Source organism: Isoptericola sp. AK164, assembly GCF_029643425.1.
In the GTDB taxonomy this organism is placed as follows: domain Bacteria; phylum Actinomycetota; class Actinomycetes; order Actinomycetales; family Cellulomonadaceae; genus Isoptericola; species Isoptericola haloaureus.
The window spans coordinates 2,646,207-2,671,496 of the sequence record NZ_CP119106.1; the positions used below are offsets into that span (position 1 = coordinate 2,646,207).

Annotated in this window: 19 protein-coding genes; 14 read left to right on the top strand and 5 right to left on the bottom strand. The window is 75.0% G+C overall.

Annotation, left to right across the window (positions count from 1 at the left end; all coding sequences use genetic code 11):
- The first annotated feature begins 149 nt into the window (after window positions 1–149).
- The 3 genes from PO879_RS12250 (at window position 150) to PO879_RS12260 (ending at window position 5,097) form a co-directional block, all read left to right on the top strand.
- Complete coding sequence (locus PO879_RS12250; RefSeq protein ID WP_278235166.1) at window positions 150–2,264, top strand: N-acetylmuramoyl-L-alanine amidase; 2,115 nt, start codon at window positions 150–152, stop codon at window positions 2,262–2,264.
- Window positions 2,265–2,339: 75 nt separating this feature from the next.
- Entirely contained in the window at window positions 2,340–3,722 is a 1,383-nt protein-coding gene (locus PO879_RS12255) for an LCP family protein (RefSeq protein WP_278235167.1), read from the top strand.
- 208 nt (window positions 3,723–3,930) lie between these two features.
- A complete protein-coding gene (locus PO879_RS12260) occupies window positions 3,931–5,097 on the top strand; it encodes an LCP family protein (protein WP_278235168.1) in 1,167 nt (388 codons plus the stop codon).
- 61 nt (window positions 5,098–5,158) lie between these two features.
- Here the strand turns inward: PO879_RS12260 and purE are convergent, their stop codons facing one another.
- Both purE and PO879_RS12270 read right to left on the bottom strand, forming a co-directional pair.
- Window positions 5,159–5,680 carry a 5-(carboxyamino)imidazole ribonucleotide mutase gene (gene purE, locus PO879_RS12265; RefSeq protein WP_278235169.1) on the bottom strand — a complete coding sequence of 174 codons (522 nt, stop codon included), beginning with the start codon at window positions 5,678–5,680 and terminating at the stop codon, window positions 5,159–5,161.
- Complete coding sequence (locus PO879_RS12270; protein ID WP_278235170.1) at window positions 5,680–6,909, bottom strand: 5-(carboxyamino)imidazole ribonucleotide synthase; 1,230 nt, start codon at window positions 6,907–6,909, stop codon at window positions 5,680–5,682. Before PO879_RS12270 ends, purE begins: the two co-directional genes overlap by 1 nt.
- Window positions 6,910–6,954: 45 nt before the next feature.
- On the opposite strand from PO879_RS12270, the gene PO879_RS12275 reads away from it, so the two are divergent.
- Window positions 6,955–7,440: a GtrA family protein gene (locus PO879_RS12275; RefSeq protein ID WP_278235171.1), complete on the top strand. Its 486-nt coding sequence runs from the start codon at window positions 6,955–6,957 to the stop codon at window positions 7,438–7,440.
- 2 nt (window positions 7,441–7,442) lie between these two features.
- Here PO879_RS12275 and PO879_RS12280 read toward each other — a convergent pair whose 3' ends face one another.
- Window positions 7,443–8,789, bottom strand: coding sequence for an ATP-binding protein (locus PO879_RS12280; protein ID WP_278235172.1), 1,347 nt, complete (start codon window positions 8,787–8,789; stop codon window positions 7,443–7,445).
- Window positions 8,790–8,795: 6 nt separating this feature from the next.
- Window positions 8,796–9,482 carry a response regulator transcription factor gene (locus tag PO879_RS12285; RefSeq protein WP_278235173.1) on the bottom strand — a complete coding sequence of 229 codons (687 nt, stop codon included), beginning with the start codon at window positions 9,480–9,482 and terminating at the stop codon, window positions 8,796–8,798.
- A 143-nt stretch (window positions 9,483–9,625) separates the two neighbouring features.
- Here PO879_RS12285 and PO879_RS12290 point away from each other — a divergent pair, with 143 nt between their 5' ends.
- The 8 genes from PO879_RS12290 to PO879_RS12325 all read left to right on the top strand — a co-directional run bounded on the left by PO879_RS12290 (window position 9,626) and on the right by PO879_RS12325 (window position 21,523).
- Window positions 9,626–10,945: a histidine kinase gene (locus PO879_RS12290; protein ID WP_278235174.1), complete on the top strand. Its 1,320-nt coding sequence runs from the start codon at window positions 9,626–9,628 to the stop codon at window positions 10,943–10,945.
- On the top strand, window positions 10,942–11,613 hold the full coding sequence (locus PO879_RS12295; protein ID WP_278235175.1) for a response regulator transcription factor: 672 nt from the start codon (window positions 10,942–10,944) through the stop codon (window positions 11,611–11,613). The genes PO879_RS12290 and PO879_RS12295 overlap by 4 nt, the downstream gene beginning before the upstream one ends.
- A gap of 40 nt (window positions 11,614–11,653) precedes the next feature.
- Entirely contained in the window at window positions 11,654–12,364 is a 711-nt protein-coding gene (locus PO879_RS12300) for a hypothetical protein (RefSeq protein WP_278235176.1), read from the top strand.
- 20 nt (window positions 12,365–12,384) lie between these two features.
- The gene (locus PO879_RS12305) at window positions 12,385–12,783 is read left to right on the top strand and encodes a PPOX class F420-dependent oxidoreductase (protein WP_278235177.1); all 399 of its coding nucleotides are present in this window, start codon (window positions 12,385–12,387) and stop codon (window positions 12,781–12,783) included.
- A gap of 228 nt (window positions 12,784–13,011) precedes the next feature.
- The gene (locus PO879_RS12310) at window positions 13,012–13,830 is read left to right on the top strand and encodes an ABC transporter ATP-binding protein (RefSeq protein WP_278237529.1); all 819 of its coding nucleotides are present in this window, start codon (window positions 13,012–13,014) and stop codon (window positions 13,828–13,830) included.
- Window positions 13,830–16,400 carry an FtsX-like permease family protein gene (locus PO879_RS12315; RefSeq protein WP_278235178.1) on the top strand — a complete coding sequence of 857 codons (2,571 nt, stop codon included), beginning with the start codon at window positions 13,830–13,832 and terminating at the stop codon, window positions 16,398–16,400. The genes PO879_RS12310 and PO879_RS12315 overlap by 1 nt, the downstream gene beginning before the upstream one ends.
- A gap of 181 nt (window positions 16,401–16,581) precedes the next feature.
- A complete protein-coding gene (locus tag PO879_RS12320) occupies window positions 16,582–21,093 on the top strand; it encodes an FtsK/SpoIIIE domain-containing protein (protein ID WP_278235179.1) in 4,512 nt (1,503 codons plus the stop codon).
- Between the two features lie 181 nt (window positions 21,094–21,274).
- Window positions 21,275–21,523 (top strand): WhiB family transcriptional regulator, encoded by a 249-nt coding sequence (locus PO879_RS12325; protein ID WP_171247655.1) that lies wholly within the window; start codon window positions 21,275–21,277, stop codon window positions 21,521–21,523.
- Window positions 21,524–21,599: 76 nt separating this feature from the next.
- Here the strand turns inward: PO879_RS12325 and PO879_RS12330 are convergent, their stop codons facing one another.
- Window positions 21,600–23,075, bottom strand: coding sequence for a PAS domain-containing sensor histidine kinase (locus PO879_RS12330; RefSeq protein ID WP_278237530.1), 1,476 nt, complete (start codon window positions 23,073–23,075; stop codon window positions 21,600–21,602).
- 63 nt (window positions 23,076–23,138) lie between these two features.
- Here PO879_RS12330 and PO879_RS12335 point away from each other — a divergent pair, with 63 nt between their 5' ends.
- Complete coding sequence (locus PO879_RS12335) at window positions 23,139–23,639, top strand: DUF2505 domain-containing protein (protein WP_278235180.1); 501 nt, start codon at window positions 23,139–23,141, stop codon at window positions 23,637–23,639.
- Between the two features lie 270 nt (window positions 23,640–23,909).
- Window positions 23,910–25,256 (top strand): ABC transporter substrate-binding protein, encoded by a 1,347-nt coding sequence (locus PO879_RS12340; RefSeq protein WP_278235181.1) that lies wholly within the window; start codon window positions 23,910–23,912, stop codon window positions 25,254–25,256.
- Window positions 25,257–25,290: the final 34 nt, after the last annotated feature.

Below are 25,290 nucleotides of genomic sequence, written 5' to 3' on the forward strand. Positions count from 1 at the left end.
CTAGGTCGCGGTCCGCCCGCGGAGCGGGCGTCCCGATGGCCACCCGGTGAACACTCGTCGGTCATCCCCGCAGGTCCGACATTCCCGGCGTGGGGCCCATGACCGGGTCGCCGATGCGCGTGCTCCGGGCGACACATACCGTCTCTCTCGTGACACCCGCCACACGTGCAGGCCGGCGGACCGCCGTGACCGTCCTGGTCGGCCTGCTGTCGTTCTCGCTGGTCGCCGTCCCCGGGGCACAGGCCGTCCCCGCGTCCCCGGGCGCGGTCGCCGCCGACTCCTCCGACGACGCCGGAGCACCCGGCGCAGCGCACGGCAGGTCGGCGGAACCGATCGAGGCCACGACCGAGACGACCGGGTTCTCCCCGGCAGCGCCGGCTGCCGCCGGTTCGCCGGCCTCGCCACGAGCGCAGGACGCCCCGCGGGACTCCGCCGGGCCGCCGGACCGGCCGGAGCACGCCGGCGTCCCGCTCGAGGCGACCTCCGACGTCACGGGGTTCGGCGTCGTGGGCGTCACCTGGTCGAGCCCGGTCGCGCACGACGCCCTCGTGGTCGAGGTACGTACCTCCGACGACACCAGTGCCGCGCCGGACGACGACGGCGCGTGGAGCGCCTGGGAGCGGGTCGACGTCGAACCGTCGCCGCGCGGGGACCTGGACGGGACCGAACCCGTGGTCGTCGGGGAGGTCGCCCGGGTACAGGCCCGCGTCTCGGGCCCGTCCGCCGGCGCGGTCCGCGACCTGGGGCTCACCGTCATCGACCCCGGCACGTCCCCGGCCGACGACGACGTCCCCGTGCCCTCCGAGGAGACCTCGCCCTCGGGACGGGCCGTGGCCGCGGCTCCCGTCCCGGACCGTCCCACGATCGCCTCGCGCGCCGCCTGGGGTGCGGACGAGTCGATCATGACCTGGACGCCGCGCCAGGGCGACGTCCGCGGCGCCGCGATCCACCACACGGCCGGCACGAACTCCTACAGCGAGAGCCAGGTCCCCGGGATCCTGCGCGGCATCTACTCCTACCACGCCCAGACCCGCGGGTGGGGGGACATCGGCTACAACTTCCTCGTCGACAAGTTCGGCCGTATCTGGGAGGGCCGCGCCGGCGGCGTCGACCGGCAGACCGTCGGCGCCCACGCCCGTGGCTACAACAGCGGCTCCACCGGCGTCAGCGTGCTGGGCAACTACGAGACCACCACCGTGTCGAACGCGGCCGTCAGCGCCGTCGTCCGCCTCGTCGCCTGGAAGCTCGCTCTGCACGGCGTGGCCGCGGACGACTCGATCTCCATCGCCGGCACGCCTCTCGCCGCCGTGTTCGGCCACCGTGACGTCGGCTCGACGGCGTGCCCCGGCCGGACCCTGTACGACCGGTTGGGCGAGATCCGGCGACGGGCCGCGGCGGCACAGGAGGCCGCTGCGGAGCTCGACGTGCCCGACGGCAGCTTCGTCGAGCACCCCCGCGGCACGCTCGCCCTCGTCGAGCAGGGCCGCAAGCACAAGTCCCGGTGCGACGTCGCCCAGCACTACGGGGCCGACTGCGACGGAGCCGTTCCCGTCACCCGCGCGCAGTGGCGCGCGCTCGAGCCCGGTGGCCGCCTCCACCGCACGGTCCGCACCACCGACGGTCGCCTGTACCGCATCGTCGACGGGACGAAGCGCGAGGCGTTCGACATGGAGTCGCTGCAGCGCGTGGACAAGGACACCCCGGTGGTGACCATGTCGTTCAGCGCCGTCGACGGGCTCCCGTACGGCACGCCGGTCGTCCGTCCGGCGGTGGTCGTCGTCAACCGCGACAACGGCAACCGGCGGCTCGTCGTGCAAGGGCGCAAGCACGGGTACCTGAACAACGCTCTCTACCGGCGCACTCCGCTCGGCGAGCTGGACACCGAGCGTCTCGACGGCCGCAGCGTCTCGCTGCTGCCCCGGGTGTCCCGCACGACCGGCGTCGTCGCGCGCAACAACGGTCGCGAGTTCCTCATGACCCGCCAGGGTCTGGTCCGCACCGACGGCACGGGTCAGGTCCTCCCCTCCGCCGGCACGCAGCACTGGGGCAAGGCCCTGATGGCCGAGGTCCCCCGCTTCCGAGGCCGGCCCGACGTCGTCGTGGTGCGGGTCCGCAAGCAGAGCCAGCTCTACGTGGTGCGCGACGGCGAGCTGCGGCCGGTGTCCCGAGCGCGGGCCCGACAGCTCAACGGGGGGACGAAGCCGCCGGTGCACGTCATCCTCAAGGTCACGAAGCGGCAACTTCCGGTCGGCTCACCGCTCTGATTCTCACAGGACCTCTACGGGAACGGCGGCCCGCAGCCGCAGGGGCGACGCCCACGGCATCTATGCTCGCCTACCGTGACTCCCCCGACCGCCCGCCACGTCGCGCCGCGACACGGCACCGCGACCGGGCCGGCGCACGCCCGGACGCAGCCGGGAGCCTCGCTCCTGCGTGTCGGCGCGCTGCTCATGACGGCCGTGCTCGCCTTCGTCGGTGTCGGAGCCGCGACCGCGGCCGTCCAGCTCACCGGCAACATCGACGCCGTCGACGCCGAGGCCGCGCTCGGCGAGGACCGCCCCGAGAAGGTCGTCCCGGACGACCCGAACGCCGGCGCGCCGCTGAACATCCTCCTGCTCGGGTCCGACTCGCGCGAAGGCGACAACGGCAACGACGCCGACGGCACCGAGGGGGCACGCTCGGACACCACGATGGTCCTGCACCTGTCCGCGGACCGATCCCGGGTCGAGCTGATGTCGATCCCGCGGGACACCACGACGGACATCCCGGCCTGCCCGACCACCTCCGGCGGCGAGACCCCGCCGCTGTACGGCGTGAAGTTCAACGCCGCGTTCTCCCAGGGAGTGACGTACGGCGGCGACGTGGAGTCCGGTGCACTGTGCACCATGAAGACCGTCGAGACGCTGTCCGACGTCCGGATGGACGGGTTCGTCGTGGTCGACTTCTCCGGTTTCCGGGGCATGATCGACGCTCTCGGCGGCGTCGAGATGTGCATCCCGAACGACATCTCGGCGCCCAAGGCGGACGACCTCGTGCTGTCGGCGGGCGTGCAGGAGCTGGACGGCAAGACCGCGCTGCAGTACGCCCGCGCCCGCACCGGCCAAGGGCTGGGCGACGGCTCCGACATCGGGCGCATCGCCCGCCAGCAGGAGCTCATGGCGGCCCTGGCCCGCACCGTCCTGGACCAGAACATGCTGACCGACTCCGCCCGGTTGCTGCAGTTCCTCGGGGCGACGACCGGGTCGTTGACGATGAGCAGCAACTTCGCCTCGGTCCAAGGACTCGCCGGGCTCGCGTACAGCGCCCGCGGGGTGCGGCCTGAGAGCATCGCCTTCATGACCGTCCCGTGGCGCTACGACCCGGACAACCCCGCGAACGTCGTGCTCACCGAGGAAGCGGCCACCACGTGGGACGACCTGCGGCACGACCGTCCTCTCAGCGACGTCGTCGCGGGCTCGGAGGAGACCGAGCCGTCCCCGGGGACCGGCGACGGCGAGACCTCCGACGGCGGGACCGAGGAGGACGGGTCGTCCTCGGAGGGCGCTGCGGCCGACGGGGCGGAGTCCGACGCCGCGGCGACCACGGTCGCGCAGACCGTCGTGACGGACGCGGAGACCGACGGGCCGACGGCGACGCCGACCGAGGAGCCCTCCCCCGGACAGACGCGCGACCCGCGCGAGGAAGCCTTCACCGGGGCCGACGTGACCGCGGTGTGCGGGTGATCGCATGACGGACGAACGACGCATCCCCCCGAGCTTTACCCCGGCCGGAGGCCGCAGCGCCCGCCCGGCCGCGACGAACGACGCCATCTCGGTCGGCGGCTCCGACCGCACCCCTCGCCCCACGGGCCGGGTCGGCCGACGGGACGACGCGGTGCCGATGGAGAGCCGCGAGCCCCGTGTCCGCCGGCAGTCCTCCCGGGAGATCCCCGTGACGCCCCCGCGTCGCTCCGCCGCGCCTCAGCGCCAGCCGCGCGCCTATCCGCCCGGCGGTACCGAGCGGTCCGCCCGGCCCGCGTCGCACCCCCCGGCCGGGCGTCAGCAGGCGGCCGCGCGTCAGCAGGGTGCCGCCCGTGCGGCGGCACCGCCCCCGCGCCGCACTCCCCCGCCCTCGGGTCCGCCCGCCGGCTCCCGGACCGCCGGGGGCGACGACGGCTTCCGCGTGCGCAAGGGCCGCGTCGCGGTGCTGGTGCTCGCCATGGTGCTCGTGCTGCTGCTCGCCTGGCCGATCGGGCTGGTGGTCTGGGCCAACGGCAAGATCCAGCACACCGAGGCCCTGTCCGACGCCTCCGGGACGCCGGGCACGACCTACCTGCTCGCCGGGTCCGACGCGCGAGGGTCCGGCGGTGTCGACGACAGCACCTCGGGCGCCCGGACGGACACGATCATGGTGCTGCACGCACCGCGCAGCGGGCCGACCGCCCTGATCTCGATCCCGCGCGACACCTACGCGGAGATCCCCGGGGAGGGCGCCAGCAAGATCAACGCGGCCTACGCCTGGGGCGGGCCGCCGCTGCTGGTGGAGACGGTCGAGGGCCTGACCGGGATGACCGTCGACCACTACGCGGAGGTCGGGTTCGGCAGCCTCGAGGAGATCGTCGACGCGGTCGGCGGCGTCGAGCTCTGCTACGACCGGACGGTCCAGGACGAGAAGAGCGAGCTCGACTGGGAGGCGGGCTGCCACGTGTCCGACGGCCAGACGGCCCTCGCGTTCTCCCGCATGCGGTACTCGGACCCGCAGGGGGACATCGGACGTGCCGAGCGGCAGCGCCAGGTGATCGCCGCCGTCGCCGGGAAGGTGGTCCAGCCCAGCGTGCTGCTCAACCCGATCGACCAGGTCCAGCTCGTGGAGGCCGGCACCGACGCCCTGCTCGTCGACGAGGACACCGGCATGATCGACCTGGGCCGGCTGGCGCTGGCGTTCCGCGACGCGACGGGGCCCGAGGGCGTGACCGGCACCCCGCCGATCGCCGACCCCGGCTACAACCCCGGCAACGGTGTCGGTTCCACGGTGCTGCTCTCGGACGACGCCGACCAGTTCTGGTCCGACGTCCTCTCCGGCGACCTCGAGCCCGGCAGCACGGTCGGCGGCCTCTGACCCGCAGGGCGCGCAGCGCCCGTGAGCGCGACCGCGCCCCGGGGGCCCGCCACCCGACCGCTCAGCGACCGGAACGCGAAGCGCGCAGCCGCGCGCCCTTCTCCTGAGCCACCTCGCGCAGCCCCTCCTGGAACTCCACCATCCGCTCGCGCAGCGCGAGGGACGCGGCGTCGGTGCCGGCACCGAGGATCTGGGCGGCCAGCAGCCCTGCGTTGCGGGCTCCGCCGATGGAGACGGTCGCGACCGGCACCCCGGCGGGCATCTGCACGATCGACAGCAGCGAGTCCATGCCGTCCAGGTGCTTGAGCGGCACCGGGACCCCGATGACGGGCAGCGGCGTGACGGCGGCGAGCATGCCGGGCAGGTGCGCGGCGCCGCCGGCGCCGGCGATGATCACCCGCACGCCCCGGTCGGCGGCCCGCCGGCCGTAGTCGATCATCTCGGTCGGCATGCGGTGGGCGGACACGACGTCGACCTCGCAGTCCACGCCGAGCTCGGCCAGCGCGTCGGCGGCGGCCTCCATGACGGGCCAGTCGGAGTCCGACCCCATGACGATGCCGACGGCGGGTGCGGTGTCGCTCATCAGTTCTCCTGCTCCTCGGAGGTCTCGCCGCGCAGCAGCGCCGCGGCGGCGCGGGCACGGCGGCGCACCTCGTCCAGGTCGTCGCCGCAGACGTTCACGTGACCGAGCTTGCGTCCCGGGCGGATGCCCTTGCCGTACAGGTTGACGTGCGCGTCCGGGAACCGCTCGCCGACGGCCGGCAGCGCGTCGGTGAGCCGCTCGAGGGACGAGCCGAGCACGTTGGCCATGACCGTCCAGCCGGCCACCGGCTCGGTGGAGCCGAGCGGGAGATCCAGGACGGCCCGCAGGTGCTGCTCGAACTGGCTGGTGACGGCACCGTCGATCGTCCAGTGCCCCGAGTTGTGCGGACGCATCGCCAGCTCGTTGACCAGGACGTGCGGGGCGCCGTCGGGCCCGGCCGCCTGGAACATCTCGACGGCGAAGACCCCGGTGACGTCCAGACCCTCGGCGATCCGCACGGCGACGTCGCGTGCCTCGCGGGCGAGGTCGGCCGACAGGTCCGGGGCCGGGGCGACGACCTCGGCGCAGACGCCGTCGCGCTGGATCGACTCGACCACGGGCCACGTGCGCACCTCGCCCGAGGGCCGGCGCGCGACGAGCACGGCGAGCTCGCGGGTGAACGGCACCTTGTCCTCGACGAGGAGCTCGGGGCCGCCGTCGCGGTGCGCGGCGATCCAGTCGTCCGCCGCGTCGGCCGCGCCGACGACCCGGACGCCCTTGCCGTCGTACCCGCCGCGGGCGGTCTTGACGACCGCCTCGCCGTCCGCCGTGTCGGCGAGGAAGGCCGCCAGCGCGGTGCGCGCCTCCGCGGGCTCGCTCGGCAGGGCGGCCCAGCGCGGGCAGGGCACGCCGAGGTCGGTGAGCCGACGCCGCATGATGATCTTGTCCTGCGCGTGCACGAGGGCCTCGGGGCCCGGGCGGACCGGGGTGCCGTGGTCGATGAGGTCGGCGAGCAGCGCGTTCGGGACGTGCTCGTGCTCGAAGGTGAGCACGTCGGCACCGGGCCGGCCGTCGGCCGGGGCGATGAGGTCGCGGATCGCCGCGTCGTCGGACGCCGCGCCCACCGGGGTGTCGACGACGACCTGCGCGGCCGAGGTCGTGGGGTCCTCGACCAGGACGCGCAGGTGCACGCCGAGCTCGGCGGCCGGGGGCGCCATCATGCGCGCCAGCTGGCCGCCACCGACGACGGCGACGACGGGGGGTGCGGGGTGCGGGGCGGCGGGAGTCACGGACGACGAGGATACCGTCCCGCGCCGGGCGATAGGCTGACGGCCATGTCCCCGTCGGCCCCCGCCCCCGCCTCCGTCGGGCGACCCGTGTGGCCGGTCCGGCTCGTGGCCGCGCTGTGGCGGCGCCGGCTCGAGCTGCTGCGCTTCGGCACCGTCGGGGGCGTGGCGTTCGTCGTCGACTTCACGCTGTTCAACCTCATGACGCACGGGCCGGTGGACGTCCTCGCCCACAAGCCGGTGACGGTCAACATCATCGCCACCGGAGTCGCCACCCTGGTCTCCTGGGTGGGCAACCGGTACTGGACGTTCGCCACGCGCCGCACCCGGCACCGGGTGCGGGAGCTCCTGGAGTACGGGGCCGTGAACGTGGGCGGCATGGCGATCTCCTCGCTCTGCCTGGCCGTCTCCCGCTACCTGCTGGACCTGGACTCGGTGCTCGCCGACAACACCGCCAAGGTGGTCGGCCTGGTCCTGGGGATGGTGTTCCGCTACGTCCTGTACCGCACGGTGGTGTTCCGCGGCGACGGCTGACGTCAGTCCTCGTGGTGGTGCAACCAGCCGCGGCGCCGTCCGCGCGACGAGATCGTGGTCCCCGGCGGCAGCACGACCCGCGGGTCGAGGGTGCGCGGCACGCCGGAGAGGAAGATCCGGAAGACCGGCGGCCGCCGCTGCGCCAGCTCCAGGCGTCCGCCGTCGGCCGCCACGAGGTCACGGGCCAGCGCGAGGCCGAGACCGGTGCTGCCCCCCGTGGAGGCTCCCCGCTCGAAGATCCGCGGGGCGATCTCGTCGTCGACGCCCGGCCCCTGGTCGGTGACCTCGAGGGCGACGGCGTTCTTCGGCCCCGAGGGCTTCGACCGGATGGTGGTCGTCCCGTCGCCGTACTTCAGCGAGTTCTCCAGCAGGGTGGCGATCACCTGGGCCAGGGCTCCCGGCGTGGCGAGCACCCGGTGGTCCTCGGCGACGTCGAGCACGAGCTCGCGGCCGGCCCCCGCGAAGGTGTCGGCCCACTCCTCGTGCTGCTGGCGCACCACGTCGAGCAGGACCACGGCCTCGGTCGTGCCGCCCTGCGAGCGGCGCGAGGTGGCCAGCAGGTCGTCGACGACGGTGACGAGCCGTTCCACCTGCTCCAGCGACACCCGTGCCTCGTCGACGACCTCCTCGTCGGTGGAGGTCAGCATGATCTCCTCCAGCCGCATCGACAACGCCGTCAGCGGGGTGCGCAGCTGGTGGGACGCGTCCTGGGTGAACTGGCGCTCGGCGGCCAGCCGGCCCGCCAGGCGGTCCCCGGACCGGGCCAGCTCGGCGGCGACGAGGTCGATCTCCTCCACGCCGGAGGGATCCAGGCTGGGGCGGACCTGGCCCGAGCCGAGCTGTTCGGCCGACGCCGCCAGGTACACCAGGGGCGCGGAGAGCCGGTTGGCCTGCCACACGGCCATCGCGACCCCGGCTCCGATGGCCACGACCCCGGCCACGACGACGAGGGCGACGATCTGGGCGGCCTGGATGTAGGCGCCCCGGGCGGACACCTCGAAGGAGATCCAGGCGCGCCCGCTCTCGGTCTGCCGCGCCTTGACGACGACCGGGTCGGCCATCTCCTCGCCGTAGGTGAGCTGCTCGCCGCTGGGCAGGCTGACGGTCACGCGGGCCGGCAGGTCGCCCTCGCGTCCCTCGGCGGCGCGTTGCAGCTGGTCGTCGGTGGGCCGTTCGCCCCGTTCGACCGCGCGCGACACCGTCAGGGTGAAGGCGTCGAGCCGGTCGGAGATCCGCTGCTCGGCACCGGCGACGACGTAGCGCGCGCCGAAGATGCCCAGCGGGACGCCGAGCAGGATCACCGCGACCGCGACCGCCGAGATCGTCGCCTGCAGGACGCGACGACGCACGGTGCCTCAGGCCTGCTGACCGAGCTCGAAGCGGAAGCCGAGACCTCGCACGGTCGAGATGTAGCGCGGCGCGTTCGCGTCGTCGCCGAGCTTGCGCCGCAGCCAGGACACGTGCATGTCCAGCGTCTTGGTCGAGCCGACGGGGTCCGAGCCCCACACGTCCCGCATGAGCGTGTCGCGCACGACCACGGAGCCCGCGTTGCCCACGAGCACCTTGAGCAGGTCGAACTCCTTGGTGGTCAGGTGCAGCTCGCGGTCGCCCTGGAAGGCACGGTGCGCGGAGACGTCGACGCGCACGTCCTGCGCCCGCATCTCCTCGTCCTCGGTCGCCTCGCCGTGCGTGCGCCGCAGCAGCGCCCGCACCCGTGCGAGCAGCTCGGCCAGCCGGAACGGCTTGGTGACGTAGTCGTCGGCGCCGGCGTCGAGCCCGACCACGAGGTCGACCTCGTCCGCGCGCGCGGTCAGCACCAGGATCGGCGTGGACAGGCCGCGGCCGCGGATCTCCCGGGCGACGTCGAGCCCGTCGACGTCCGGCAGGCCGAGGTCGAGGACCACGATGTCCGCGTCCCCGGCGTGATCGATCGCTCCTTGACCTGTTCCTTGCACGACGACGTCGTAACCCTCACGAGAAAGGGCCCGCGCCAAAGGCTCGGCAATCGCCGGGTCGTCCTCGGCCAGCAGTACGTGGGTCATTCCCTCATGCTAGCGGCAATACCCCTGCGCACGGCACGTCGGACACGACGGTGAGATCGCCCCCGGGTGGCATGTCGCGATCCGTCGCACATCCGACCGGAGGGGGACGTCGTGCCGTCCCGCACCTGCCTAGGGTAGCGAGCATGGGCTGGTCAGGACGGGTGAACCGGTGGTTCGAGCACCATCGGTTCCTCGTCGACGCCGTCGGGGCCGGGATCCTCGCCCTCGTCGTGCTGCTGACGGCCAGCGACCTGTCGGGGAGCGACCGCGGTCCCGCCGTCGTCGTCTGGTCCGTGGCCCTGGTCGTCCCTCTCGCCTGGCGACGCACGCACCCGGTCGCCTCCGTCGTCGCGGTCTATGCGGTCGCGCTGGCCCACCTCGTCTCCGGGCTGCCGCTGCTGCTGCCCGGGGACCTCGCGGTGCTCGCCGCGCTGTGGGCGGTGACGGTCTACGGACCCCGGTGGGCCCACGTCACGGCGATCGTCTCCGCCGTCGCCGGCTGCTTCCTCCTCGGTCCGGTGCTGGTCCTGCAGGGCGCCTGGTTCTCCGGGCTCGCGGACACTCTCGGGATCAGCCTGTTCTGCTCGACCGTCGCGCTGGCCGTGTGGGCGCTGGCGCTGGTCCGCCGCTACCGTCGGGTCACCGTCGAGGCGCTGCGGGACCGCGCCGAACGGCTCGAGGTCGAGCGCGACCAGCAGGCCCGGATCGCCACCGCCGCCGAACGCGCCCGCATCGCCCGCGAGATGCACGACATCGTGGCCCACTCGCTCTCGATCGTGGTCGCCCAGGCCGACGGCGGCCGCTACGCGGCCTCGTCCGACCCGCAGGCCGCCGTGCGCGCCCTCGACGTCGTGTCGGAGACGGGGCGCGCCGCACTGGCGGACATGCGCCGCCTGCTCGGCGTCCTGCGCGACGACGACGGTCACGTGGTCCGGGCGCCGGCTCTGTCGGGCGCCGGGCCGGCACCGGGCGGGGGCGGGCCCGCGACACCGTCCGGGGCCACCGCACCGCCGTCGTCCCCGGCACCGCTGGCCCCGCAGCCGGACGACGCCGAGCTCGACGGCCTCGTGGTGCAGGCCCGCGAGGCCGGGATGCGGGTGTCGCTGGTGCGTGTCGGGACGCCGCGCCGGCTCCCACCGGGAGCCGGGCTCACCCTGCACCGGGTGACTCAGGAGGCCCTGAGCAACGTCCGCAAGCACGCCGGTCCGCAGCCGCGCGTGACGGTGGTGCTGCGCTGGGAGGCGGAGGCGGTGACCGTCGAGGTGTCCGACGACGGCCGGGGGGCGGCGGCCCTGCCCGGCACGGACGGCTACGGGCTGCTGGGCATGCGCGAGCGCGCCGCTGTGTTCGGGGGCTCGGTCACCGCCGGTCCCCGACCGGGCGGAGGGTGGCGGGTACGGTTCACGATGCCGGTCCCCGCCTCGACCGCGGGGACGTCCGACGAACCCGAGGAGCAGGCATGACGGCACCGATCCGGGTCGCCCTCGTCGACGACCAGCAGCTCGTGCGCGCCGGCCTGCGCATGGTCATCGACTCCCAGGACGACCTGACCGTCGTCGTCGAGGCCGCCGACGGCGCGCAGGCGCTGCGGCTGCTGACCGACCACCGGGTGGACGTGGTGCTCATGGACGTGCGCATGCCCACCATGGACGGGCTCACGGCCACCGCTCGGCTCACGGCGTCCCCGGACGCGCCGACGGTGGTCGTGCTGACGACCTTCGACCTCGACGAGTACGTCCTGGAGGCGATCCGCGCGGGGGCGTCGGGCTTCCTGCTCAAGGACACCCCGCCCGAGGAGCTGCTCGCCGCGGTCCGGACGGTCCAGCGCGGCGACGCCGTCATCGCGCCGTCGTCCACCCGCCGGCTGCTGGAGCACCTCGTCACCGCGCTGCCGGCGTCGTCCGCCCCCGCCCAGCACGCGGCCCTGGCGGCGCTGACCGAGCGCGAGCGCGAGGTGCTGGTCCTCATGGCGCGGGGCCGGTCGAACACCGAGATCGCGGCGGACCTGTTCGTCGCCGAGGCGACCGTCAAGACGCACGTCGGACGCGTGCTGGCCAAGCTCGGCGCCCGGGACCGCGTCCAGGCCGTGGTGACCGCCTACGAGACCGGGCTGGTGCGGCCCGGCGCCTGAGCGGCGCCGCGCCGGGCCGGCTGCCTCTACCCTGGGTGCCGTGTCCCGCCAGTCCCCCGTCGAGCGCGGCTCCTCCGTGACGGAGGAGCCGTCGACCGAGCAGACCCGGCAGACCCGGCAGACCCCGCGGGCCGAGCAGGCAGAGCCGGCAGAGCCGGCAGAGCAGGCCGAGGAGCGCTGGGAACGGCGGTTCGCCTGGCCGGTGATCGTCGCGGCCCTGGCCTCCGTGCCCGCCGTCTGGCTGACCCTGCTCTCCGAGCCCTACGCGACGGTCGGCACCGTCGGCAGCCTGCTCACCGGTGCCGTGCTGCTCGCGGAGACGGTCGTGCTGTTCGCGGTCTCCGGCGACAAGCGGCGGTGGGTGTGGCAGCACCGGTGGCTGGTCGTCGTGACGCTGGCCATCGTGGTCTCGGCGGTGCTGGCCATCGGCCCGACCCAGCTCCTGCGGCTGGTGCGGGCGGTCGGTGCGCTGCGCCTGCTGCGCGCGCGCCACATCGTCCGGGCCGGCCGGCGGGTCATGGACCACTCCCGGCTGGACAAGCGGTGGGAGCGGGTCCTGACCGGGGTGATCATCGCCGTCGTGGCCGCCTTCGTGGCCGTGGTCCTCGCCGACCCGACGTCGCAGAGCCGGGTCCTGCTGGAGAGCCTCGTCGGCGGTCCGGCGTACGTGTGGCTCGTCCTGCTCGCCGGCCTGCTGCTGTCGGCGGCGGTCTTCGTGCTGGTGCGGGCGCGCCTGCGCGACGACGGCTGACCACCCCGCAGAATGGGCCGATGGCGACCACTCCCCTGAAGCCCGAGACCGTCGAGCTGCTCCGCCGTCCGAACCCGGCCGTCATGGCCACGGTGACGCCCTCCGGGGCACCCGTGTCGGTGGCCACCTGGTACCTCTGGGACGACGACTCGCAGCGCGTCCTGCTCAACCTCGACGCCGGCCGCGCCCGCCTGCGGCACCTCGAGCACGACCCGCGGGTCTCGCTGACGGTGCTGGACGCGAACTGGTACCACCACGTGAGCCTGCGCGGCGAGGTCGAGCTCGTCGACGACCCGGACCTGGCCGACATCGACCGCCTCGCCCGGCACTACACCGGCAAGCCGTACGTGGTCCGCGACAACCCCCGGGTGAGCGCCTGGATGACGGTCACCTCGTCCCACCTCTGGCCGCCGCGCTGAGCCGTCGCCCTCCGGGTTCCCCCGACCGCGTCCGGGGGAACCCCGAGGGCGCCCGGGGTGGAGGTCATCCCTGAGGATGACCTGGACGCCCGCCGGGACCAGCCTCGGGGCCGACGACGCCGCGCCCGGCGCTCCGTAGCGTCGGTGCTGTCATCGCGCTCCCCGACGGGAGCCGTCAGCACCAGACATGCGGAGAGCATCCCCGTGGACACCACCGTGTACGTCCCGATCGACGACGACGCCCCCGGCGCCGTCGCCCCCAGCGACCAGACCCCCGCCGTGCGCGCCCGAGCCCTGACCAAGACCTACGGCACCGGCCAGGCGCAGGTCCGCGCCCTGGACGGCGTCGACGTGGACTTCGCGGCCGGCCGGTTCACCGCGATCATGGGGCCGTCCGGGTCGGGCAAGTCCACGCTCATGCACCTGCTGGCCGGCCTCGACAGCGCCACGCGCGGGCAGGCGTTCCTCGGCTCCACCGACGTGACCGCCCTGGGCGACAAGGCCCTGACGAGGCTGCGCCGCGACCGCGTCGGGTTCGTCTTCCAGCAGTTCAACCTGCTGCCGATGTTCACCGCCGAGCAGAACATCACGCTGCCCGTGGAGCTCGCCGGCGGGACCGTGGACCGCGCCTGGTTCGACACGCTGGTGACCACGCTCGGGCTGTCCGAGCGCCTCACCCACCGCCCGAGCGAGCTGTCCGGCGGCCAGCAGCAGCGCGTCGCCGTCGCCCGCGCGCTCATCGCCCAGCCGGAGGTCGTCTTCGCCGACGAGCCCACCGGCAACCTGGACTCCCGCGCCGGGGTGGAGGTACTGAGCTTCCTGCGCCGGTCGGTGCGCGAGCTGGGCCGCACGATCATCATGGTCACCCACGACCCCACGGCCGCCGCGTACGCGGACCGGGTGGTCCTCATCGCCGACGGCCGCATCGCCGGGGAGATCTCCGACCCGACCCCCGAGGCCGTGCTCGCCGGGCTGGACGCGCTGCGCTCCCTCGAGGCCCCGGTGACCGGGACCCCGTCCGACGACGGCACGCCGGCGGGTGCCTGATGCTGCGGATCACGCTGGCGCAGATGCGCCGCAGCGCGGGCCGGCTCGCCGCGGCCGGTGTCGCGATCGTCATCGGCACGGCGTTCGTGGCCGCCACGCTGCTGGCCTCGGGCGTCATCACGCGCACGACCTACGACTCCATCGCCGCGCAGTACGGTGACGCCGACCTGGTCGTGGGCGCCACGACGGACGACCCGCTCGACCTCGACGCGCTGGCCGCGACCGACGGCGTCGCGGCCGTGGCGCCGGTGACGTCCACGGACGCCGAGCTGACCGACGGGGGCCGCTCGGTCTACCAGAGCATCGTCCCCACCGCCGACGAGCGGCTCATGCCCCTCGAGGTGACCGAGGGCGCGATGCCGTCGGCCGCCGACGAGATCGCGCTGCCCACCGAGGTCGCCGACCGGCTCGGCGTCGGGGTCGGGGAGACGGTCGACGTGCACCGCGACGTCGTCGACGACGGCTCGTGGCAGCAGGTCACCGAGTCCCCGACGGTCGTCGGGCTGCTGGACGACCCGTTCGGGGCGTACGCGCGGACCGGGGGTGCCGCCGTCGTCGACCCCGCGACGTACACGACGTGGCAGAGCGATCGCTGGGGCGAACCGGTCGCCGTGACCGAGGCCGCCGTCGTCGTGGCGGACGGCACGGACGTGGCAGAGACACAAGCCGCGCTCGCCGAGACCGTCGGCGGAAGCACCAGCACGGACGCCCCCCGGTGGGCGGTCACCACCGACGAGCGTGCCGCCGAGTCCGCCGCCGAGCTCACCGGCGGCCAGGACCTGATGTTCCTCGTGTTCGTGCTGACCTTCGCCGCGATCGCCCTGGTGGTGGCCGGGCTGGTCATCGCCAACACGTTCCAGGTGCTGGTGGCCCAGCGGGCGCGCACCCTGGCGCTGCTGCGCTGCGTGGGAGCGGACAAGGCGCAGGTCGGACGCGGCGTGCTCACCGAGGCCGCGATCCTCGGCCTGGTCGCCTCGGTGGCCGGCGTGCTCCTCGGCACGGCGCTCGGGCAGGCGGCCCTGTGGGTGGCGCACGCCCTGGACGTCCCCGTGCCGCTGCCCGGCACGGTGACGCTCACCTGGCAGGTCGTGGTGGTCCCGGTGCTGGTCGGCACCCTGGTCACCGTCGGTGCCGCGCTGGTCCCCGCCCGGGTCGCGACCCGGGTGGCACCGCTGGCCGCGCTCCGTCCGGCCGACTCCCCCACGACGTCGCGCCGCGCCGGAAAGGTCCGCCTGGTGCTGTCGCTGCTGGCCACCGTCGTCGGCTTCGGGCTGCTCGGCGCGGGCGCCGCGCTGGGCACGGCCTGGCAGGAGCCGACGCTCGGCCTCCCGGCCGGGATCGCCGGCGGCGCGCTGTCGTTCGTCGGCGTGGCCGTCGGGGCCGTCTTCTGGCTGCCGAAGGTCGCCGCGGCGGCCGGGCGGCTGGTCGGAGCCTCGGGCCCGACGGCGCGGCTCGCGGCCGCGAACACGCTGCGCAACCCGCGGCGCACGGCGACCACGAGCACGGCGCTTCTCATCGGCGTGACCCTGGTGGCGATGATGACCACGGGGGCCGCGAGCGCCCGGACGTCGCTGACGGCGGCGATGGACGAGCAGTTCCCGGTGGACGTGGTGGTCACGTCGGCGGAGTACGGCGCCGGCGGAGAGCAGGCGGCGCTGGCGGACGAGCTGCGGGCCGACGTGGCCGCCGTGGACGGCGTCGGTGCGACCACCGACGTCTCGGAGATCCTGGTGCAGGCGACGTCCGGCGCCGGGTCGGTCGCGAACTGGCTGCCGCTCACCGCCATCGACCCGGGAGCCGGCGCGGAGGCGTTGAACTCCCCGGACGTCCTGGCGGGCCTCGAGCCGGGCACGGTGCTCGTCGGTCACGACCAGGCGCAGGACCTGGGGCTGGGCTCCGGGGACACCGTGGAGCTCACGGACACCGACGGCGCGGTGACCGTCACCGTGGCGGTCGGAGCGTCGGGCTACACGAACTACCTGACGACCGACGACCTGGCGGCGCTGTCCCCGGACGCGCCCGTGACGGGGATGTACCTGGCGCTGGACGACGACGTGGACGCCGCGTCCGCCGTCGGCGCGATCCAGGACGTCGTGGCGGACTCGGGCGAGTCGGCCCAGGTCACCGGCATCGCGTCCCAGCGCGCCCTGTTCGACCAGGTGATCGACACGATGCTGGGCATCGTCGTCGGGCTGCTCGCGGTGGCCGTGGTCATCGCCCTGATCGGGGTGGCGAACACGCTGTCGCTGTCGGTGATCGAGCGGCGGCGCGAGTCCGCGACGCTGCGCGCGATCGGGCTGTCGAAGGCCCAGCTGCGCGGCATGCTCGCGATCGAGGGCCTGCTCATCGCGGGTGTCGGCGCCGTGCTCGGCGTCGTGCTCGGCCTGGTCTACGGGTGGGCAGGCGCCGCGGCGGCGCTCGGGATCATGGGGGACGTGGCGCTCTCGGTCCCGTGGCTCGAGGTGGGCCTCGTGCTGCTGGTGGCGCTCCTGGCCGGTCTGGTCGCCTCGGTGGCCCCGGCCCGCACGGCGCTGAAGGCCTCGCCGGTGGAGGCGCTCGCCACCGAGTAGCCCGAGGAGCCCGAGGAGCCCGAGGTGCCCGCTCCCTCCATCCCCGGCCGCGAGATCGACGTGCCCGGGCCGAGATCGACGGACGGTGCGTCGATCTCGGCCGGGTGCGTCGATCTCGCGGCCGTGCACAGGCTGTGGACGACGGCGGCGCGCGGCCGCCCGAGGGCGGCACGCTGGCGACATGCCCGTCCGCCTCACCCTGCACCCCGACGAGGACGTCGAGCTGCCCGACGACGTCCGGCTCGGTGACCTGCGCGCCCCGCTGGCCGATCTCGTGCGCCGCCCGGAGCTGCTGCGCGCCGACCTGCTCGCCGACGACCGCCCCGTGGGTGACGACGCCCGGGTCGGCTCCCGCCCCCTGCTGCCGGGCACGGTGCTGCGCCCCGCACGGTCCGGCGGACGTGCCCTGGGCAGACCCGCCGCCGGCGACCCCACGGACGGTGCGGCGGACGTCGCGGTCCTGCGCAGCCCGTGGTGCGTGGCGGCCACGACCGGGCTCGCCGCGGGGGAGCCCCGGCCCCTGGCTCCCGGCGCACCCCTCACCCTCGCGCAAGGCAGGCACCGGGTCCGGGTGACCGCCGGCGCGCGCGGAGGCGTCCGGGTCCGGCTGCTGTCGCCCGTGCCGCCGACGGGCGGCACCGCACCGGGACGGGCCGGTCCGTGGTGGCCCGGCCTGCCGCGGCCCGGTCTGCCGTGGCCCGGTCTGCCGCGGCCCGGTCTGCCGTGGCCCGGCCGACGGCGGCCCGCCACGCTGGGGCACCCCGGCGTCCGCCGCCGTCGGGGGCTCGGGTGGTGGCCACGCCGCTGGCCGTCCCACCACGAGCTCGACCTCGACGGTGTCCGGTACGCGCTGCACCGGTCCGGCGACGTCGAGGTCTGGCTCGCCCTGGGGGCGGCGCCGACGGACACTGCACCGACCGTCGGGCCGGCGATGCTCGCGACGGGACTGGTGCCCGTGCTCGGTTCGGTCGTGCTCGCGGTGACCCTGCGCCAGCCCCTGTACGCGCTGTTCTCGCTCGTCGCGGTCGTCGCGCTGGTACCGCAGTTCGTCGCGGCCGTGCGTCGTCGCCGACGGGCCCCGCGGACCGTCGGCCCGGACGTCCCGGCGGACGTCGGCGCGGCCCCGGGCCGCACCGCCGCACGGATCGCCGCGGCGCACCAGGCCTCCGACGGTGCCTGGCGCCGGGCCGCGCGGGCGCTCGCCGAACGCGCCACCGCCGGCACCCCGGTACCGCCGCCCACGCCGGGCACGATGCTGCCCGACGGCGCGCTGTGCCTGCGCGGGCCGGCCGCGTCGGTCCGGTCCGTGGCACGCTCCGTCGTGGTCGACCTCGCGACCACGGGCGCCCCGGTGCGCGCCGTGGGCACGGGCCGCGGCGCCTGGCGCTGGTGCCGGTGGCTCGCCCCGGACCCCGCGCCGGCCGCGGACGGCACACCGGGCGTCCTGGTCGCCGACGCCCCGACCGCGGACGACCTCGCGACGGCGGACCGGACGGCGCGCCACGGGGGCGTGGTCGTGCTCTGCCTGCCCGACGACGGCCCCGGCGGTCCGGTGCCCGCCCCGGCCTGGTGCCGCACCACCTGGACGATCGGCCCGGACGGCCGTGTCCTGCGCACCGCCCCCGACGGCAGCGACTCCCTCGCCCCTGCGACCGGGGTGAGCACCGCGTGGGCGGAGCGCACCGCGCGGCGGCTGGCGGGTCTGCGCCACCTGCGCCGCCCCGCGACCGGGCCGTCCGCGCAGGCGGCGACCGCACCGGAGGGCGACGGCACCGACCCCACCGACCCGCGGCTGCCGTCCTCGGTCGCGCTGGCCGACCTCGTGGACCTCGACGACCCCGCCGACCGCTGGGCACGCGCCGACACCTGGCGCGTCCCGCTGGGCCGCGACGCCGCGGGACGCACCGTCGACCTCGATCTCGACACCGACGGGCCCCACCTGCTCGTGGCCGGCACCACCGGGGCCGGCAAGTCGGAGCTGCTGCAGTCCCTCGTGCTCGGGCTGGCCGCCACCCGCTCCCCCGCCGACCTCGCCGTCACGCTCGTCGACTTCAAGGGCGGTGCCTCGTTCGGCCGCTGCGCCGAGCTTCCCCACGTCGTCGGGCAGGTCACCGACCTCGAGGCCGGGCTCGCCGGCCGCGCCCTGGTCGGGCTGCGGGCCGAGCTGCACCGCCGCGAGCGCGTGCTCGCCGACCACGGCGTCGCCGCCTCGCACGATCTCCCGCGCGGAGCCCTGCCCCGGCTGCTGGTGGTCATCGACGAGTTCCGGGCCCTGGCCGACGACCTGCCCGACTTCCTGCCCGGCCTGCTCCGCATCGCTGCCCAGGGCCGCTCGCTCGGGGTCCACCTCGTCCTGGCGACCCAGCGCCCGGCCGGCGCCGTCGGCGCCGACCTGCGCGCCAACGTCTCGGCACGACTCGCGCTGCGGGTCGTCGACCCCGCCGACTCGCGCGACGTCGTCGAGCACCCGGGCGCCGCGGCGATCCGGGTCGGCGAACCCGGCCGCGCCGTGCTGCGCATCGGTTCCGCACCGCCGGTCGCGCTCCAGTGCGCCCACGCGGGAGCACCCGGCGGGGAGTCGACCTCGGCAGTGCGGCGGGTCCCCGGCACGCACCCGACACCGCCGGCCGGAACCGCTGCCGCTCCGACAGCACCCGGTCGGCCCGACGACGCCGACACCGTCGCCGCGGCCGTCACGGTCCTGCGCGAGGCGGCCGCGGCGGGTGGCCACCGCCCCGGCCCGGCACCGTGGCTCCCCGCCCTGCCGGCCCGGGTCACCGTCGCCGACCTGCCCTCGGACGCCCCGGCCGGGCACGACCACCTGCCCCTGGCGCTGGCCGACGATCCCGACCGCCAGCGCCGGACGGCCGCCTGCTGGCGTCCGGCCGACGGCCACCTCGCCGTCCTGGGCCCCGCCCGGTCCGGACGCACCACCGCCCTGGTCACCCTGGCCCGGGCGGCGCTGGAGCGCGGACGCGCCGTGCACGTGCTCGCCCCCGCCGCCGCGCAGCACCGCTTCGCCCCTCTCGCCGACCGTCCCGGGTTCGGCACGCTCGCCGGCGCCGACGACCCGCGCCGGGCGCGCCGCCTGCTGCAGCTCCTCGCCGCACCCGCGCCGTCCGGTGCGGACGACGGCCCGGCGCCCCTCGTCCTGGTCGAGGACGTCGCGGCCCTGCGCGCCGCGCTCGCCGGGACGGACCCCTGGGACCCGCTCGTCACGGCACTCTCCGCGGGCCGCGCGGCGTTCGCGGTCACGGCCGACGGCGCCACCGTGGGCGGGGTGGCCGCGCGCGTGGGACCGCGGCTTGTGCTGCTCGGCACCGACCAGCACACCGACGTCATGCTCGGCGCGCCGGCGCCCTTCGCCGGGACGGGCGGCCCGCCAGGACGTGCCGTCTGGCTCACCCAGGGAACCCCGCTGGCCTGCCAGGTGCTGTCGCCGGAGCCCGTCGCTCCGTCGCGCGACGCGCGGGTCTCCGACGCAGCGGTCGCCGGCACGCCCGTGCGGGTGCTGCCGCTCCCCGCGGACGTGACGCCGGCGCACCTCGGTGGAGGCCCACCTGGCACCCGCCGCACCCTGGGCACCGGCCCGCCGGACGCCGCCGCAACCGACGAGGGGACCGCGGTGACGGTCGGGCTGGGCGGGGACGCCGCCGTCCCGGTCTCCCTCGACGTCGGCGAGGGCGCACTGGTCGTCGGACCGCACGGCTCGGGCCGCACCACCACGCTGCGGACCGTCACCCGCGCCCTCGCCCGGCGCGGTCGGCTCGCCGCGGTCGTCTCCCGCGACCGGACCCTGCGCGAGGACGCCGGGACCGCGCCGACGGCGGGTCTCGCCTCCGCGGCGGTACGGGGGCTCGTCGAGTCCCTGTCGCCCGGGTCGGGCACCGTCGTCGTCGACGACCTGGACGCCGTGGCGCAGACGTGCCCGGTGGAGGCCGAACGACTCGCCGCGCTCGAGCAGGAGGGGCTGCGCGTGGTGGCCTCGGCGACCACCCAGGGGGCGCTGATGGCCCACCGGGGGGTGCTCGCCGAGCTGCGCGGGCGGCGCACCGGGGTGGTGCTGGCGCCGGGCGAGCGGGGCGCGGACGAGGTGCTCGGGACGCCGGTCGCCGACGTCGCGGACCCCGGTCCGCCGCGACCGGGGCGCGGCGCGCTGGTCCGGTCCGGGGAGGCGGTCTGCGTCCAGGTGGCCCGGCCCGTCGCGGCCGGGACGGGCTCAGCCGAGCGTGTGCTCGACGACGCCGCGCGTCATGAGGCAGACCAGGACGCCGGCGGCCAGCGCGAGCACCAGCACCCCGCCGAGCGTCACCACCAGGGACCCACTGGTCAGCAGCGCGATGGCGATCAGCCCCTGGAAGATCTGCCAGCCGGCGACGGGCGACCGGCCGCCCCGGCGGCCCTGCCACAGGGCGCGCGCGGACCAGCCCAGGAGCCAGGCGAGGGCGAGGAAGAAGGCGGCCGTGAAGAGGCTGACGCCGAGGCTCTCCGCCTGGCCCACGACGAGGTCGACGATCATCGCGCCGGCGAAGACCACCATCGCCACGACCTCGAGCCCGACGCCCGCCACGACGGCGAGCAGAGCCCGGGGCATCCCGGCCGGGGACGGGGTGGCGTCGGCCGGGCCCGAGGGGGCGTCAGAGGTGGGCATCGTCGTGATGATACGGCTGACCTGCCCCGTTGTGCAGTGTGATGAAACCCTCAGGGTTCACGCGGCAGAAATCTCGGTGTAACCCCTTGTGCGGCGCTTCACGAGGTGTGAGTCTTGATGGCAGATTCCGAACCCCCCTGGACGATACCGGACCCGGACGGGCAGCCGTCGGCATGCGCCGGGTCGAGCGCCCGAGGCCGGGGACGAGCACTGAGGAGATGACATGGACTGGCGGCACCAGGCGGCCTGCCTCGACGAGGACCCCGAACTCTTCTTCCCGATCGGCAACACCGGCCCCGCGCTCATGCAGATCGAGGAGGCCAAGGCGGTCTGCCGTCGCTGCGACGTCGTCGACACCTGCCTCAAGTGGGCCATGGAGTCCGGTCAGGACGCCGGCGTCTGGGGCGGGATGAGCGAGGACGAGCGTCGCGCGCTCAAGCGTCGCACCGCTCGCGCGCGCCGCGCCGGCTGACCCCTCGCGACACGTCGCGCCACGCCCCCCTCGCTCCCGAGCGAGGGGGGCGTTCGCGTGCGGCGACGACCGCCGGTCAGCGGTGGGAGTCCTCGCGCAGCTCCACCGCGAGCACGACCTCCGTGCCGCCGCCCTCGCGGGGGCGCCAGTCGATCGTGCCACGCAGCTCGTTCGTCACGAGCGTCTTGACGATCTGCGAGCCGAGCCCGCTGCGCGACGCCCGCCCGAGCTGCTCGATCCCCTCCCGCATGCCGACGCCGTCGTCCGCCACGACCACGCGGAGCCCCGCGGCCTCGCGCTGCACGTCGATCCACACGGTCCCGGACTCACGGTCGGGGAACGCGTGCTCGACGGCGTTCGTCACCAGCTCGGTGAGCACCAGCGCCAGCGGCGTGGCATCCGGCGCGGGGATCATCCCGAAGGACCCCTGCTGCTCCGTGCGCACCGAGGTGTGGGTCGAGGCCACGTCCGCGGCGAGGCGCAGCGCGCGCTTGAGCATGTCGTCGAGCCCGACCTGCTCGTCCAGCGTCTGCGACAGCGACTCGTGCACCAGCGAGATCGTGGCGACGCGCCGCATCGCCTCCTCCAGCGCGGCCCGCGCCTCCGGGACGTCCATGCGGCGGGCCTGCAGCCGCAGCAGGGCGGCCACCGTGGCCAGGTTGTTCTTCACGCGGTGGTGGATCTCGCGGATCGTGGCGTCCTTGGTCATGAGCTCGCGCTCGCGTCGGCGCAGCTCGGAGACGTCGCGGCACAGCAGGACGGCGCCGATGCGCTGACCGTGGTCGGTCAGCGGCAGGGCGCGCAACGACAGCGCCACGCGGCCGGCCTCGATGTCGGTGCGCCAGGGCGCGCGACCCATGACGACCAGCGGCATGGACTCGTCGACGGTGTTCTGCTGCTCGACGATCCCGGCGGTGACCTCGACGAGCGACTGGCCGACCAGCGGGCCGATGACGCCGAGCCGGTGGAAGCACGACAGCGCGTTGGGGCTGGCGTAGAGCACCTCGCCCTCGGAGTTCAGCCGGATGAGACCGTCCCCGACGCGCGGCGCGCCCCGCCGCGGCCCCGTCGCGGCGTTGGGCGACGGGTACTCCCCGCGCCCGATCATCGCGAGCAGGTCGTCGGCCGACTCGACGTAGTTGAGCTCGAGGCGGCTGGGCGTCCGCCCGGACCCGAGGTTGGTCTGCCGGGCGACGACGGCGATCGCGCGGCCCTCGTGGACGACGGGCACGGCCTCCTCCCGGACGGCGTACGCGCCGAACCACCGGGGCTCGCGGGACCGCTGGGCGCGCGCCTCGGCCATCGCCGCGGTGAGCTGCGGCGTCTGCCCGTCGGGCGCGAAGGACCCCACGACGTCGTCGTAGTGCACGGTGGCACCGGTGCTGGGCCGGCACTGCGCCACGGCGACGAAGCGGCCGTCGCGGGTCGGCAGCCAGAGCACGAGGTCGGCGAAGGCGAGGTCGGAGACGATCTGCCAGTCGCCGACGAGGAGGTGGAGCCACTCGCCGTCCCCCTCGTGCAGGTCGGCGTGCTCGGCGATCAGGTCACTCATGGCGGACACGCCCACCAGCCTACGGGCCCGCACGGCGCTCGACGGCGCCGGTAGGGTGTGGACGTGCACCTGACGGTGGAGCTGACCTACCCGGCGGACACGGCTTCCGTGGCCGCCATGCTCAGCGACCCGGAGTTCCTGCGCTGGCGGGCCCGCGACCCGGGTGCGGCCGCCGCGACCGTGGTGGACCAGTCCGGCTCGCCGCACGCGGGGTTCACCGTGGCCCTGCGCCGGACGCTGCCCACCGACGTCATCCCCGTCCACCTGCGGCACGTGGTGGGCGACCAGCTGGAGATCCGTCAGGCGGAGGCGTGGGAACCCCCGACCGAGGGGCGCTACACGGGCACCGTGGTCGTCGAGATCACCGGCGCCCCGGTCCGTCTCACCGGCACCCTGCTCCTGGCCCCGACGGACGACGGCGGAACCCGGCAGGTCGTCGACGGCGTCGTGCACGCCTCGGTCCCCCTGTTCGCCGCGGCCGTCGAGGACGCCGCGGCCGCAGCCGTCCGCCGTGCCCTGGAGGCGGAGGCGCAGGCCGGCCGTGACTGGCTGGCCCGGTCCTGACGGCCCCGCAGCCCCTCCCGAGACCCCTCCGCGCTTGCGGACCCGGAAGACAGCGCATCACGGTTTAATAACGGGAGCGCTCCCACACCCCTGCTGACCTGCGACGACATCCGCAGGCAACATCACCGTCCGACAACTATCCCCAGGACGGCTTGACGCGGGCCCGTCCGCAGCGGAAACATCGTGCTCGGTCGTGGAAGCGCTACCATCCAACGATGTGGTTGCGCTCCCACAGCGCCGACACTGATCGAACCAGACAAGGGAGTCACCGTGCTCAGCAGCACCCGCCCGCGCCGGACTCGCCGCCTCGCCGCGGCCACCGCCGGCATCGCGTCCCTCGGCCTTCTCCTCGCCGCCTGCTCCGGCGACGCCGAGGAGCCCGCCGGTGAGGAGACCGCCGCCGAAGAGGACGGTGGCGCGTCGACCGACGAGGAGATCACCCTCACGGTCGCCACCTTCAACAACTTCGGGTACACCGACGAGCTGCTCGCGCAGTACGAGGAGGAGCACCCGAACGTCACCGTCGAGCACACGACGGCAGCGCAGGCCGAGGACGCCCGCACCAACCTGTCCACCAAGCTCGCCGCCGGCGGCGAGGGCCTGGCCGACATCGAGGCCGTCGAGGTCGACTGGCTGTCCGAGTTCATGCAGTACCCGGACCTGTTCGCCGAGATGCCCGCCGTCGACGGCCGCTGGGTCGACTGGAAGGTCGAGCAGGCCACCACACCGGACGGCAAGCTCATCGGCTACGGCACCGACATCGGCCCCGAGGCGATCTGCTACCGCTCCGACCTGCTCGAGGCCGCCGGCCTGCCGTCGGAGCGCGAGGAGGTCGCCGAGTGGATCGGCGGCGACAGCGCCACCTGGGAGAGCTACTTCGACGCCGGCAAGGAGTACGTCGACGCCAGCGGCAACGCCTGGTTCGACGGGGCGGTCGCCACCTACCAGGGCATGATCAACCAGGTCGAGGCCGCCTACGAGGACCCGGAGACCGGGGAGCCGAAGGACCTCGCCTCCAACACCGAGGTCAAGGACCTCTACGACCAGGTCATCACGGCCGCGGTCGACGACAACCTCTCGGCCGGTCTGGAGCAGTGGGGCGACGACTGGTCGGCCGGCTTCCAGAACGACGCCTTCGCCACGATGCTCTGCCCGTCCTGGATGACCGGGCCGATCGAGCAGAACGCCGGTGGCGTCGAGGGCTGGGACATCGCCGACGTCTTCCCGGGTGGCGGCGGCAACTGGGGCGGTTCCTTCCTGACCGTCCCGGCCTCCGGCGACAACGTCGAGGCCGCCCAGGAGCTCGCCGACTGGCTGACCTCCCCCGAGGTCCAGACGCAGGCCTTCGTCGAGGCCGGCACCTTCCCGTCGCAGATCGAGGCCCAGGAGTCCGACGAGGTGCAGTCCTTCGTCAACGACTTCATGAGCGAGGCACCCGCCGGTGCGATCTTCTCCTCGCGGGCGCAGGCCATCGACGGCGCCGTCTACAAGGGGCCGCACTACTTCTCCATCCACCAGGAGGTCCAGAACGGCATCAACCGTGTCGACCTCAACGGTGAGGACCCCGAGGAGTCCTGGGAGACCTCGGTCTCCTCGGTGAACGAGCTGGGTCTCTGACACCACCCGCGCAAGGGTGAGCGGTCACCGCACC

What these genes read in the sequence shown, in the direction of transcription:
- purE (WP_278235169.1), bottom strand. Translation starts at nt 5,680, where the DNA reads ATGAGCGACACCGCACCCGCCGTCGGCATCGTCATGGGGTCGGACTCC.
- PO879_RS12275 (WP_278235171.1), top strand. Translation starts at nt 6,955, where the DNA reads ATGTCCCCGTCGGCCCCCGCCCCCGCCTCCGTCGGGCGACCCGTGTGG.
- PO879_RS12285 (WP_278235173.1), bottom strand. Translation starts at nt 9,482, where the DNA reads ATGACCCACGTACTGCTGGCCGAGGACGACCCGGCGATTGCCGAGCCT.
- PO879_RS12290 (WP_278235174.1), top strand. Translation starts at nt 9,626, where the DNA reads ATGGGCTGGTCAGGACGGGTGAACCGGTGGTTCGAGCACCATCGGTTC.
- PO879_RS12295 (WP_278235175.1), top strand. Translation starts at nt 10,942, where the DNA reads ATGACGGCACCGATCCGGGTCGCCCTCGTCGACGACCAGCAGCTCGTG.
- PO879_RS12305 (WP_278235177.1), top strand. Translation starts at nt 12,385, where the DNA reads ATGGCGACCACTCCCCTGAAGCCCGAGACCGTCGAGCTGCTCCGCCGT.
- PO879_RS12315 (WP_278235178.1), top strand. Translation starts at nt 13,830, where the DNA reads ATGCTGCGGATCACGCTGGCGCAGATGCGCCGCAGCGCGGGCCGGCTC.
- PO879_RS12320 (WP_278235179.1), top strand. Translation starts at nt 16,582, where the DNA reads ATGCCCGTCCGCCTCACCCTGCACCCCGACGAGGACGTCGAGCTGCCC.
- PO879_RS12325 (WP_171247655.1), top strand. Translation starts at nt 21,275, where the DNA reads ATGGACTGGCGGCACCAGGCGGCCTGCCTCGACGAGGACCCCGAACTC.
- PO879_RS12330 (WP_278237530.1), bottom strand. Translation starts at nt 23,075, where the DNA reads ATGAGTGACCTGATCGCCGAGCACGCCGACCTGCACGAGGGGGACGGC.